Raw genomic sequence first — 12,540 nt, forward strand, 5'->3', positions numbered from 1 at the left:
TTGTTCAGAGGGCCATTCCGATGGCGTGTTCGCGGGCCTGCGCCACCACACCCGCGATCTGGGGGCCTTTGAGGCCACGTTCGGCGGCATCTTGGGCGAGCGTGGTGGTGTCCACCGCCAGGGCCGCCTGCAACGCATGCCGCAGCCGGGGGGCCGGGGGGTAGGGGCCCGCATCGAGGCCCAGGCGGCCGCGCGCGTCGCATTCGCAGGCCAGCAGCACCTCGCTGAACCGATCGGGGCGGCGGATGGCGTCGCAGCGCTCCAGCAGGCGCAGCACGGCGGCGGCGTTGAAATCGGCGCTGCGGTGGATGTTGCCGTGTTCGCGCGCCACCACCTCGGCCAGTTCCCTGCAGTCGCGCGGCACGCGCCAGCGCTCGCACACGGCGCGCAGCAAGGCCACGCTGCGTTGTTCGTGGCCGATGTGGCGGGGCAGCACATCGGCCGGGGTGGTGCCTTTGCCCAGGTCGTGGCACAGGCAGGCGAAACGCACCGCAAGGGGCGCTTGCAGGTGCGCACACATGTCCATCACCAGGGCCATGTGGGCGCCGGTGTCCACCTCGGGGTGGTGGTCGGCGCGCTGCGGCACACCCCACAGGCGGTCCAGTTCGGGCAGCAACACCCGCAGGGCGCCGCAGTCGCGCAACACATCCAGCATGCGGCTGGGCCGCTGCTCCATCAGGCCACGCGATAGCTCCTGCCAAACCCGTTCGGCCACCAGGTGGTCCACCTCGCCATCGGCCACCATGTGGCGCATCAGCGCCTGCGTTTCGGGCGCCACCGTGAAGCTGGGGAAACGGGCCGCAAAACGCGCCAGGCGCAGGATGCGCACGGGGTCTTCCGCAAAGGCCTCGGTCACATGGCGCAGCACACGGGTTTGCAGGTCGGCGCGGCCGCCAAAGGGGTCGATGATCTGGTCGGTGTCGAAGCCGCCGGTGTCGTCGAGTGCGGTGGCCGGCACCGCCATGGCATTGATGGTGAGGTCGCGCCGCGACAGGTCTTGCGCCAGCGTCACGGTTTCGTCGGCCTGAAAAGCGAAGCCGTGGTAGCCACGTGCGGTTTTGCGTTCGGTGCGCGCCAGGGCGTGTTCCTCGCGCGTGCGTGGGTGCAAGAAGACCGGGAAGTCGCGGCCTACAGGCAGGTAGCCCTGATCGGCCAGAGCGGCGGGCGTGGCGCCCACCACCACCCAGTCGCGGTCGCTGTGCGACACCTGGGGGTGGGTGCCAGAGGCGGTCAGCAAGGCGTCGCGCACGGCGCCGCCCACGAGATAGATGTCCATCCCCCGAGTGTAGGGAGGCTGTCAGCGCTTCAAGCGGTAGGGCTCCTCAAAGTCGAGAAAGTCCTGTTCAGCCAACGCATCTTGCACCCATGCCGCCACGCCGGGCAGGTTGGCCACGCGGTCCACATAGGCGCGCACCGCGCTGGACAACGGCAGACCGTAGCTGCGCAGCCGCATGCAGACGGGTGCGAAGTAGGCGTCGGCGATGGAGAAGTCGCCGAACAGCATCGGGCCACCATGGGCTTGCAGCAGGCCGCCCCACATCGTTTCGAGTCGGGCCACATCGGCGCGAACGCCAGGTTTGTCGCGCCAGGCCAGGGCGCCCACCTCGGGCAACGAAGCTTCGATGTTCATGGGGCAGGCACCGCGCAGCGCGGTGAAGCCGGCGTGCATCTCGGCGCAGACGCTGCGCGCGCGCGCCCGCGCCTGGGGGTTGGCAGGCCAGAGGGCCTTGTCAGGGAAACGCTCGGCCAGGTACTCGGCAATCGCCAGGGTGTCCCACACGGCAAGGTCGCCGTCCACCAGCACGGGCACTTTGCCCACGGGGTTGACGTCTTTGAGCGCGCGCTTGAAGTCGGAGTCGGCGTCGAATGAGTCGAAGCGCACCATCACTTCGTCGAAAGCGATGCCTGCCTGGCGCATCAGCACCCAGGGGCGCATGGACCAGGACGAATAGTTTTTGTTGCCGATGTAGAGCTTGAGCATGGAGGCCTCCGTGAATGAGGCGCCATGTTAGCCGCCGTCTGCGGGCGGATTGATGCCAAACGGTGCGGTGATTGATTCAGGCGTAGCGCTCCAGGATGGCGGTGGCGCGCTCCACTTCGCCTTCCACCGACGAATCGCCGGGCGGCGCTGTGACCGCTTCCATCATGGTGCAGGCCATCATGCGGAAAAAGGTCTTGTCCATGGCCTTGCGTGCCGCCGCCATCTGCTGCGCGACGTCTTCGCAGGGCCGGCCGCTCTCGATCATGAGAATCAGACCGCGCACCTGACCTTCAATGCGCTTGAGCCGGTCCACCACGTCGCGTTGGTGCGTGTGGCGGTAGTCGGACGAGGCACCTGCGGGCGCTGCCGTGGGCAAGGCGGCGGCGGGGGCGGGCGAGGCGGGTTTGCGTGGCATGGTCGGTTCCTGCGGCGGGCGTCAGTGGAGCGTCAGCCGGGCAGTGTGCCAAAAATTCCGAGCCTCTCAGCAAAAAGCCGTGTCATTCACAGCGATTTTTTCGTATTTACCCTACCCCCTAGGGTAGTCACCAATGACGATATAAGCATGGACCGTTAACTTGTGTGCCGGGCGATGTCATGAATTGACCTTTGCAATGGGCAAAGGCGAACCAACAGCGAAAGGCAAGCGATGCTGACGATCAAACGGTGGATGGGGGTGATACTGGTGGGGGTGGCGGTGCTGGGCCTGGGGGGCTGTGGCACGGTCAACACCATCAGCAAGCTGGAGGACGGCGCGGGCGGCGAAGCCATGCGCATGTGGGACCGGTGGGTGGAGGGCGGCGGCGACATCGCGATTGCCACCACCTGGGAGCGCAAGGTCAAAGACGGCGTGAGCGCCAAGGATGTGGAGGAAATCCTCAAGCTGGTGGCGGTGGAGCGCAACATGCGCGACGTCGGTGTGCTGCCTTTGTCCAAAGAGCTGGAGGCGCGTTCGGGCAAGAAGGAAAAGCTGCTGACGGTGTACTCCTACTGCAGCCCTGCCACCGCGCGCAAGATGGTGGATTTCAGTCCCCACATGGCGGCGTACCTGCCTTGCCGCGTGAGCGTGGTGGAGAAGGACGATGGCCTGTGGCTCTACACGCTGAACATGGACATGATGGTCAAGATGGGTCGCAAGCTGCCCTCGCCGCTGAAGGAAGAAGCGCAGGCGGTGCGTGACACGATTTTTGAAATGATGGAACGCGCCTCCAAGGGCGAGTTCTGAGCGCGCCACCACAGACACGGCGCACCAACAAACCACAACGAGGAGACAAACCCATGAACGTCAGATTGTTTGCCTGGCGCGGCTTGGCCGTGGCCGCCTGCCTGGCGGCCCTGCCCGCCGCCCACGCCACGAACGGCTACTTCCCCCATGGCTTCGGCCTCAAGGCCAAAGGCATGGGCGGGGCGTCCCAGGCCCTCACCCACGACGCTTTTGCTGGGGTCAACAACCCGGCGCAGGCCGCCTGGGTGGGCAACCGTTTTGAGGTGGGCGCCGAAATCTTCAATCCCAAACGCAGTGCGACGCTGGCAACCCCCATGGGTTCGATGACCGTGGAGAGCGACAAGAACGCTTTTCTGATCCCCGAGATGGGCTACAACGTCGGCCTGTCCAACCGCTTGGGTGTGGGCATCACGGTGTACGGCAACGGCGGCATGAACACCGAGTACCCAGCCGTGTTCCCGGGCGACACCAACTTCTTTTGCAGCAGCGCGACGGTGTGTGGCCAGGGCAAACTGGGGGTGGATCTGATGCAGCTGATCGTGGCGCCCACCGTGGCCTACAAGCTCACCGATCGGCATTCGGTGGGTGTCTCGCCACTGCTCGTTTACCAGAGCTTCAAGGCCTATGGGCTGCAAGCGTTTGGTCTGCCCAACCAGGGGCGCGACAGCAGCACCGGCATGGGCGTGCGGTTGGGCTACCTGGGCCAGTTGAGCGACAGCGTCAGCGTGGGGGCGTCTTTCTCACCCAAGATCGACATGTCGCGCTTCAAAAAATACGGCGGCCTGTTTGCTGAAAACGGCGACTTCGACATCCCTGAAAACTTCTCCTTTGGTGTGGCGTTCAAGCTCACGCCAGCGGTGCAGTTGGCTTTGGACTATCAGCGCATCAACTACAGCGGTGTGCGCGCCATCGGCAACGCCAGCATGGCCAACTTTGCCAACGGATTTGGTGCCGCCAATGGCCCGGGTTTTGGCTGGCAGGACGTGAAGGTGGCCAAGATCGGCGTGCAATGGCAGGTCAACCCGGCGTGGACACTGCGCGCGGGCTACAACATCGGCAGCAACCCGGTCCGTTCTGAAGACGTCTACCTCAACATCCTTGCGCCCGGCGTGGTGCGCAGCCACCTCACCGTGGGTGCCACCTACGCTTGGTCGGCCAAGGAGGAGCTGACCGTGGCCACGTGGCACGCCCGCCGCCACAACGTGGAAGGCACCATGCCTGCCCCCACCCGCATTGGCATGAGTCAGAACGGCTTTGGTGTGCAGTACAGCCGCAAGTTCTGACCTGACCTGTTCGCGTTTTTCCTCGCGTTGAAAGCGTTGCGGCGCGCCTTAAAAGGTGCGCCGCTTTTTTTTTACAGCGGGCGTTGGCCGTGGGCGCGGTGTGCATCCAGCGCGCTGCGTGGGCCGCGTGTGCCCAGGTAGGCGGGCGCCACCGCTTGAACGGATGCGGCTTGTATGCCCAGTGACGCCAGGCCGGGCAGGGCGCCGCTGGCCACGTTGTCCACCCGCATCGAATCCACATTGTCGCGGCTCATCATGGGTTCACCGGGCGCCAGCTCCATAAGGGCCGCCTGCAGGCGCCCGAGCGCCAGGGGCAGCGGCAGGACAGCGCGCTCACGGCTGCCGAAGCGGCCCGCCAGGCGCACCAGCTCCGCCAGCGTGAGCACGTCGGGGCCAGCGCATTCGATGGTCTGGCCTACGGTGTGGGGTTGCTGCAGACAAGCCACCACAGCACGCGCCACGTCCTCCACCCACACCGGCTGAAAGCGCGTGTGCGCACCCGCCAAGGGCATGAGCGGAAACACCGACTGCAGGCGAGCGAACAGGTTAAGAAAGCGGTCCTGAGCGCCAAAGATCACACTCGGCCGCAGCACCGTGAGGTCCAGGCCGGCGCCTTGCAGCACACGTTCTCCGGCGGCCTTGCTGCGCTGGTACATCGACGGACCTCGTGCGTCGGCGCCCAGCGCGCTGATGTGGACCAGGCGGCGCACGCCCGCCGCCAAACCAGCCAACGCGAGTTGGCGTGGCAAGGCCACGTGGACACGTTCAAAGGCCGCCTCGTTGCCATGCAGGATGGCCACCATATTGACCACGGCATCGTGGCCGGGCAACAGGCGGGCAAGCACCGCAGCGTCGTGCACGTTGGCGGGCAACACGTCCAGCCCAGGCAGGTGTTGAACCGCCCGTGCGTTGGCAACACGCCGGGTGGGCACGGTCACGCGCCAGCCGGCGCGAACGAGCTGTTCACACACCGAGCGGCCGACGAACCCGGTGCCGCCCAGCACCAGCACACGCCGCGTCACGGCAGATCCCGGTTGACGGTTTGTGCCGTGGCCGCGCGTGGCCCCACCCAGCCCAGGCGCGCCTTGAGCGATTGCCCCTGGCCGGTCAGCAGTGCGGCGTAGCTGGTGGTGTTGGCGAGCACTTTTTTCACGTAGTCGCGGGTTTCGTCGAAGGGAATGGACTCGGCCCAGGCCGCCGCCTCCAGCAGGGGCCCGTTGCGCCAGTTGCGCGGCCGGCCCGGGCCGGCGTTGTAGGCGGCGGCGGCCATGGGCATCGAGCCTTCAAAGTCGTCCAGAGCGAACTTGAGGTAGGCGGTGCCGATGGCAATGTTGGTCTCTTTGTCGTTGATGTGGTGGGGCTGGAAGCCGTCGAGGCCGATCTTGCGGGCCGTCCACCGGGCGGTGGCGGGCATCACCTGCATCAGCCCCGAGGCACCGACGTGCGAACGCGCGTCCATCACAAAACGGCTTTCCTGGCGGATCAGGCCGTACACATAGGCTGGGTCCAGCCCGATGTCGGCGCTGCGGCGAAGCACCGCTTCGCGAAAGGGTGTGGGGTAGCGTTGGCTGAAATCGGCCACGGTGCGGGTGCGCTCGCTGGTGTTGATGCAGCGGTCCCAGATGGCGCGGTCGCAGGCCAACTGGGCTGCGGCCAGCAGCTCGCGCTCGGGCATGCCACCGGGGATGTGCAGGTTGGTGCTGTAGTTCCACTCGCGCACGCCTTCACTGCGCAAGCCGACGCGCAGGGCGTGCAGGGCGCGCAGCAGGCCGGGGTGGCCGAGGGCAGCGGCCCGTTCTTCGGCCGTGAGGGGCGCGGGCGGTGGCGGCGCAGTGATCTTCTGCCCCAGTTCCTCAATCGCCAGTTGTTCGTAGAAGCCGCTGTGGCTGGCGATGCGTTCGTACAGCGCGCGGGCCTGCGCGCTGGCCTGTGGGTTGTTGCCAGGTGCCTGTATCGCGCGGGCCAGCCAGTACGTCCACGCGGGTTCGTCGCGTTGTTCGGCGCGCATGCCCTCGATGGTCTGGCGCACCAGGCCCCAGTGGCCGGCGCGCAGGGCAGCGCGCACCTTCCAGGCACGTTGCTCGTCGCTGAGGTGCTCGTCGCGGGCCTGGGCGAAGTGGTCCAGCGCCTCGTCGGACAGTTTTTGTGCGCTGCGCTTGCCGATCACGCCCCACACCCAGCTGCGCTCTTCGGCCGTGAGCTGGGCGCGCCAGCGGGCTTTGCCCAGTTCAGCGATGGCATCCTCCACGTCGGTGGCGGCCAGGCGCACCAGGGCCAGCGTGACCAGCTCTTTGGTGCGCGGGCGGATGGCGGTCAACTTGTCGTCGAGGTAGCGCGCCGGGTTGGCATAGATCTCGTTGGCGGTGGCCACCCACTCGGGGTTGAGTTGTCCCACGGCCTGGGCCACCACCCGCTGGCGGCCGCGCTCCATGCCCTGGCGGGCGCGGTGCCAGGTGGCCAGCGCGGGCAACTTGCCAGCGCCGGTCAGTTCGCGGGCCGCGCGGCTGCAGCCTTCGTCGGCCTCTTTTTGTGCCATCCAGCGGTCACGCACGGCCTCGGCCACGTCGGCACCGGTGTTTTGGTGCTGCACCAGCAGGCCATAACACTGCACTTCGCGGTCGTCGTTCATGCGAAAGCGTGGCAGCTCGGTGGCAAAGGTGGCCCAGTCGCCCCGGCGGCCCAGCAGCAGCAGCCAGTCGTTGCGCAGCCGGTCTTCGTAGTAACTGCCGGCATACCGCTCGGTGAAGGCGCGCACGTCGTCGGCGCTGGCCCATTCCAGGCGCAGTTTCATGTCCCAGTAGGCGGCCAGCGGCTGCAGCGGGTGGCCGTCAAGCTGTGGCAGTTTCTGGCCCAGCGTGCGCGTGTCGCCTTTGCGGAAGGCCTCGCGCAGCTCCAGCACCAGCTTGTCGCCGGGCAGGGCGGTGTCGATTTGTGCCCTTGCGGCGGGCAGGGCGCTCAGGAGCAGGCCGGCGAAGATGCCGGCCATCCAGGTGGTGTGTCGGGAGGGCGTTCGGCTCATGCCCCCATTATCAAGCGCGGTCGATCAGGATGGCGCGAAAGTCATTGACGTTGGTCAGGGTTGGGCCGGTCACCACACTGTCGCCCAGGGCCTCAAAAAAGCCGTGGCCGTTGTTGTCCATCAGGTGGTCCAGGGGGCGCAGGCCTTGTGCCCAGGCGCGTTGCAGCGAATCGGGTGTCCAGACGGCGCCGGCGATCTCCTCCAGGCCATCGACGCCATCGGTGTCGGCACACAAGGCGTGGATGCCCGGCGCCTCGCCCAGGCTCAAGCCCAGGGACAGCAGGCATTCCACGTTGCGCCCTCCGCGCCCCTGGCCCCGCACCGTGACCGTGGTTTCGCCGCCGGACAGCAGCACACACGGCGTGGTGATCGGGCCGCCATGGCGAGCCTGTTGTTGCGCCAGCGCGGCCAGCACCTTGCCCACGTCGCGGGCCTCGCCCTCGATGCCGTCGCCCAGCACCCAGGGCGTCACGCCGGCTTCCCGGGCCAGCTGGGCGGCGGCTTGCAGCGCCATCTGGGGGGTGGCGATCAGGCGGGTCTCGCAGCGGGCCAGGCGCGGGTCGCCGGGCTTGACCGACTCGCCCGCGCCACTGGCCAACACGTGCTGCACTTCGGCGGGCAGGTCGAGGGCGTAGCGCCGGGTGATGGCTAGCGCGTCCGCGCAGGTGCTGGGGTCGGCCACGGTGGGGCCAGAGGCGATGTCCACCGGGTTGTCGCCTGGCACGTCCGAAATCAGCAGCGTGAGCACGCGCGCGGGGTGGCAGGCCGCCGCCAGCCGCCCGCCTTTGATGGCCGAAAGGTGGCGGCGCACGCAGTTCATCTCGCCGATGTTGGCGCCCGAGCGCAGCAGCGCCTGGTGCACGGCTTGCTTGTGCGCCAGCGTGAGGCCGGGCAAGGGCAGGGGCAGCAGCGACGAGCCACCGCCGGAAATCAGGCACAGCACGAGGTCGTTTGGGGTGAGGCCCTGCACCATGTGCAGCATGCGCTGCGCGGCGGCATGGCCGGCTTCGTCGGGCACGGGGTGGGCGGCCTCCACGATCTCGACATGTTCACAAGCCACCGCGTGGCCATAGCGGGTGACCACCAGGCCTTCCAGTGGCACGCCCCGCCCGGCCCAGTGCCGCTCCACCGCACGCGCCATCGCGGCCGACGCCTTGCCGGCACCGATCACGATGACGCGGCCCTGTCCGGGCGCCGGTGGCTCGGGCAGGTGCGGCGGCACACACAGCTCGGGCTGTGCCGACGCCACGGCCGCGTCGAACAGGCTTTTCAGCAACTCGCGCGGATGGGTGTATTTTTCAGGGAACGCCGTCGGGCCGGCTTTGCCGGACGAGTGGCGTTGCCCCCCGTGGGGGGTGACGCGAAGCGGCGCGGGGGGCATTCAAGGCTCTCCAATCTCAAACGAGGAGAGCCGTTCCAGCGCACGCACCATGCCGGAGTGGTCCCAGGCCGCACCGCCTTGCGCCACGCAGGCGCTGAACAGTTGTTGGGCCTGTGCCGTGCCGGGCAGGGCGAGGTTCAGGCTCTTGGCGGTGCCCAGGGCGAGGTTCAGGTCTTTTTGGTGCAGGGCGATGCGGAAGCCCGGTTCCACCGTGCGGCGGATCATGCGGTCGCCCAGCACGTCGAGGATGCGCGAGGTGGCCAGGCCACCCAGCAGGGCTTCGCGCACCTTGGCGGCGTCGGCCCCCGCGCGAGCAGCAAACAGCAGGCCTTCCGACACCGCCTGGATGGTCAGCGCCACCACAATCTGGTTGGCCACCTTACAGGTCTGTCCATCCCCCGTGCCGCCGACCAGGGTGATGTTTTTGCCCATGGCTTCAAACGCAGGCTTGACGCGCTCGAACACCTCGGGCTTGCCACCCACCATGATGGACAGCGTGGCGTTGCGCGCGCCCACGTCGCCCCCCGACACCGGGGCGTCGAGGTAGTCGCAGCCCAGGGCTTCGATGCGCTGCGCGAACTGTTTGGTCTCTACCGGCGAGATGGACGACATGTCCACCACCACCTTGCCCGGCGTGAGGCCACTGGCCACGCCGTTGTCGCCAAACAGCGCATCGGCCACGTCAGGTGTGTCCGGCACCATGGTGATGACGATGTCGGCACGTTCGGCCACGCCGCGCGCGTTCAGGCATTGCGTGGCGCTGCTGTTGGCGATGTCCTCCGGCAGCTTGCCGCGGGTGTAGACAAAGAGCTGGTGGCCGGCGCGAATGAGGTGGCCCGCCATGGGTCCGCCCATGATGCCCAGGCCGATGAAACCGATCTTGAGAGGTTGTGTGGTCATGGTTTTTGTGTGAAATCGGGTTGAAAAAACTCAGGCGCTCAGCTGCTGGCGCCAGCCCAGACCAGCTTCGGTGGTGGTGGCCGGCTTGTATTCGCAGCCCACCCAGCCGCTGTAGCCGATGCGGTCGAGGTGCGCGAACAGGAAGGGGTAGTGGATTTCGCCCGTGCCCGGCTCGTTGCGGCCCGGGTTGTCGGCCAGCTGCACGTGGCCAATGCGAGCAATGTGTTTTTGCAGCGTGGCCGCCAGCTCGCCTTCCATGCGTTGTGCGTGGTAGATGTCGTACTGCACGAAGGCGTTGTCGGCGCCCACTTCGTCCAGGATGGCCAGGGCCTGGGCCGTGCGGTTGACGTAAAAGCCCGGGATGTCGAAGGTGTTGATGGGTTCCACCAGCAGCCGCAGGCCGGCCGCTTTCAACGCGGTGGCGGCAAAGCGCAGGTTGGCCACCAGGGTCTCGCGCAGTGCGGCGTCGGGCACGCCGGCCGGTGTTTTGCCGGCCAGGCAGTTGAGTTGGCCCACACCCAGGGCCTGGGCGTAGGTGATGGCGCGCGCCACGCCGGCACGGAACTCGTCCACGCGGTCTGGGTGGCAGGCGATGCCACGTTCGCCGCCCTCCCAGTCGCCGGCCGGCAGGTTGTGCAGCACGAGCTTGAGGTTGTTGGCATCGAGCCGGCGGCGGATGTCCTGCGCCTCGAAGGCGTAGGGGAAGAGGAACTCCACGGCTTCAAAGCCGGCGCGGGCGGCGGCCTCGAAGCGGTCGAGGAAGGGCAGCTCGGTGAAGAGCATGCTGAGGTTTGCAGCAAAGCGGGGCATGTTCAGTTCCTGGTCAATCAAGGAGGGCAACGGCGGTGGGCACATCGGCTTTGCCGCCTGCCACTTCCTCGAACTCGGTCACGTTGTCGATTTCGGTGCCCATGGCGATGTTGGTCACGCGCTCCAGGATCACCTCGATGACCACCGGCACCTGGAACTCGGCCATCCAGGCTTCGGCCTGGCGGATGGCGGGCGCCACCTCGTCGGGGCGGTGCACACGGATGGCCTTGCAGCCCAGGCCTTCGACCACCTTCACGTGGTCCACGCCGTAGCCTTGGGCGGTCACCTCGTCGGCCGGGCTGTTGATGTTGTCGAAGCCCAGTTGCACGCAGTAATCCATACTGAAGCCGCGCTGCGACTGGCGGATCAGGCCCAGGTAGCTGTTGTTGACGACCATGTGGATGTAGGGCAGCTTGAACTGCGCGCCCACGGCCAGCTCCTCGATCATGAACTGGAAGTCGTAGTCGCCTGACAGCGCGACGATGCGCCGCGACGGATCGGCCGCGCGCACGCCCAGGGCGGCCGGCACCGTCCAGCCCAGCGGGCCAGCCTGGCCGCAGTTGATCCAGTGGCGCGGGTGGTAGACGTGCAGAAACTGCGCACCGGCGATCTGGCTCAGGCCGATGGTGGAGACGTAGGTGGTGTCCTCACCAAACGCGTTGTTCATGCACTGGTAGACGCGTTGTGGCTTCATGGGCACCTGTTCGAAGTTGGTCTTGCGCAGGTAGTCCACCGAGGCCTTGCGGCCCTGGCATTCGGCGGCCCAGTCCTGGCGGTTCCGCAGGCGGCCGGCAGCGCGCAGCTCCAGTGCCGCGTCCACGAACAGCTGCAGCGCGGCTTTGGCGTCCGACACGATGCCCAGATCGGGTGCGAACACGCGGCCAATCTGTGTCGGTTCAATGTCCACGTGCACGAACTTGCGGCCTTTGCAGTAGACGTCGGTGCTGCCGGTGTGGCGGTTGGCCCAGCGGTTGCCGATGCCGAGCACAAAGTCGCTGGCGAGCATGTTGGCGTTGCCGTAGCGGTGGCTGGTCTGCAGGCCACACATGCCGGCCATGAGCGGGTGGTTGTCGGGGATGCTGCCCCAGCCCATCAGCGTGGGGATGACGGGGATGCCCGTGATCTCGGCGAACTGCACCAGCAAGTCGCTGGCATCGGCGTTGATGATGCCGCCGCCGGCCACGATCAGCGGGCGCTCGGCTTCGTTCAACATGGCCAGGGCCTTGTCGATTTGTTTGCGCGAAGCCGCCGGCTTGTACGCGGGCAGCGGCTCGTAGGTGTCGATGTCGAACTCGATCTCGGCCTGCATCACGTCGAAGGGCAGGTCGATGAGCACCGGGCCGGGGCGGCCCGAGCGCATGAGGTGGAAGGCCTGCTGGAACACCTGCGGCACCTGGGCTGGCTCCAGCACGGTGGTGGCCCATTTGGTGACCGGCTTGGCGATGCTGGCGATGTCCACCGCCTGAAAGTCCTCCTTGTGCAGGCGCGCGCGCGGCGCCTGGCCGGTGATGCAGAGGATGGGGATGGAGTCGGCCTGGGCCGAGTACAGGCCGGTGATCATGTCGGTGCCGGCGGGCCCCGAGGTGCCAATGCACACGCCGATGTTGCCGGCCACTGCGCGGGTGTAGCCCTCGGCCATGTGCGAGGCGCCCTCCACGTGGCGGGCCAGGATGTGGCCGATGGTGCCGCGTTCGCGCAGCTGGGCGTACAGCGGGTTGATGGCCGCACCGGGCACACCAAAGGCTTGGGTGATGCCTTCCTTTTCCATCACCAGCACGGCGGCGAGCGCGGCTTTGATCTTGGGCATGAAACGTCTCCTGAGGGGTTGTGGGTTGAGGCGAATCGTCGCCACAAGCGGCCCGGTTCGGAAGGCGTGCGCCGCGCATTTGGTTTATTCCGTGGTGGAATACCAGGCGCGCACTGTCAGCGTTTAACCTGTGTCTC

11 protein-coding genes are annotated in these 12,540 nt (G+C 67.2%); 2 read left to right on the plus strand and 9 right to left on the minus strand.

Annotated elements, in window-relative coordinates:
- Nucleotides 1–4: 4 nt before the first annotated feature.
- The 3 genes from ACFQPB_RS02325 to ACFQPB_RS02335 all read right to left on the minus strand — a co-directional run bounded on the left by ACFQPB_RS02325 (nucleotide 5) and on the right by ACFQPB_RS02335 (nucleotide 2,396).
- A complete protein-coding gene (locus ACFQPB_RS02325; protein ID WP_382219466.1) occupies nucleotides 5–1,276 on the minus strand; it encodes a multifunctional CCA addition/repair protein in 1,272 nt (423 codons plus the stop codon).
- Nucleotides 1,277–1,297: 21 nt separating this feature from the next.
- Nucleotides 1,298–1,981, minus strand: a complete 684-nt coding sequence (locus ACFQPB_RS02330) for a glutathione S-transferase family protein (RefSeq protein WP_382219468.1) — start codon at nucleotides 1,979–1,981, stop codon at nucleotides 1,298–1,300.
- A 76-nt stretch (nucleotides 1,982–2,057) separates the two neighbouring features.
- Complete coding sequence (locus tag ACFQPB_RS02335; RefSeq protein ID WP_382201964.1) at nucleotides 2,058–2,396, minus strand: metal-sensitive transcriptional regulator; 339 nt, start codon at nucleotides 2,394–2,396, stop codon at nucleotides 2,058–2,060.
- A gap of 231 nt (nucleotides 2,397–2,627) precedes the next feature.
- Here ACFQPB_RS02335 and ACFQPB_RS02340 point away from each other — a divergent pair, with 231 nt between their 5' ends.
- Together ACFQPB_RS02340 and ACFQPB_RS02345 are read left to right on the plus strand one after the other, a co-directional pair.
- Nucleotides 2,628–3,203, plus strand: coding sequence for a DUF302 domain-containing protein (locus ACFQPB_RS02340; protein WP_382219470.1), 576 nt, complete (start codon nucleotides 2,628–2,630; stop codon nucleotides 3,201–3,203).
- A 53-nt stretch (nucleotides 3,204–3,256) separates the two neighbouring features.
- Entirely contained in the window at nucleotides 3,257–4,486 is a 1,230-nt protein-coding gene (locus ACFQPB_RS02345) for an OmpP1/FadL family transporter (protein ID WP_382219472.1), read from the plus strand.
- A gap of 71 nt (nucleotides 4,487–4,557) precedes the next feature.
- Here ACFQPB_RS02345 and ACFQPB_RS02350 read toward each other — a convergent pair whose 3' ends face one another.
- The 6 genes from ACFQPB_RS02350 to gcl are packed head-to-tail and all read right to left on the minus strand — an operon-like array spanning nucleotide 4,558 to nucleotide 12,403.
- Complete coding sequence (locus ACFQPB_RS02350; RefSeq protein ID WP_382219474.1) at nucleotides 4,558–5,508, minus strand: complex I NDUFA9 subunit family protein; 951 nt, start codon at nucleotides 5,506–5,508, stop codon at nucleotides 4,558–4,560.
- A complete protein-coding gene (locus tag ACFQPB_RS02355) occupies nucleotides 5,505–7,505 on the minus strand; it encodes a lytic transglycosylase domain-containing protein (protein WP_382219475.1) in 2,001 nt (666 codons plus the stop codon). Before ACFQPB_RS02355 ends, ACFQPB_RS02350 begins: the two co-directional genes overlap by 4 nt.
- A gap of 10 nt (nucleotides 7,506–7,515) precedes the next feature.
- Nucleotides 7,516–8,886: a glycerate kinase type-2 family protein gene (locus ACFQPB_RS02360; RefSeq protein WP_382219476.1), complete on the minus strand. Its 1,371-nt coding sequence runs from the start codon at nucleotides 8,884–8,886 to the stop codon at nucleotides 7,516–7,518.
- The gene (locus tag ACFQPB_RS02365) at nucleotides 8,887–9,786 is read right to left on the minus strand and encodes a 2-hydroxy-3-oxopropionate reductase (protein WP_382219478.1); all 900 of its coding nucleotides are present in this window, start codon (nucleotides 9,784–9,786) and stop codon (nucleotides 8,887–8,889) included.
- A gap of 30 nt (nucleotides 9,787–9,816) precedes the next feature.
- Complete coding sequence (gene hyi / locus ACFQPB_RS02370) at nucleotides 9,817–10,596, minus strand: hydroxypyruvate isomerase (RefSeq protein ID WP_382219480.1); 780 nt, start codon at nucleotides 10,594–10,596, stop codon at nucleotides 9,817–9,819.
- A 13-nt stretch (nucleotides 10,597–10,609) separates the two neighbouring features.
- The gene (gcl, locus tag ACFQPB_RS02375) at nucleotides 10,610–12,403 is read right to left on the minus strand and encodes a glyoxylate carboligase (protein ID WP_382219482.1); all 1,794 of its coding nucleotides are present in this window, start codon (nucleotides 12,401–12,403) and stop codon (nucleotides 10,610–10,612) included.
- Nucleotides 12,404–12,540 lie beyond the last annotated feature (137 nt).

This window comes from Hydrogenophaga atypica (assembly GCF_042665215.1).
Taxonomy (GTDB): domain Bacteria; phylum Pseudomonadota; class Gammaproteobacteria; order Burkholderiales; family Burkholderiaceae_C; genus Hydrogenophaga; species Hydrogenophaga defluvii_A.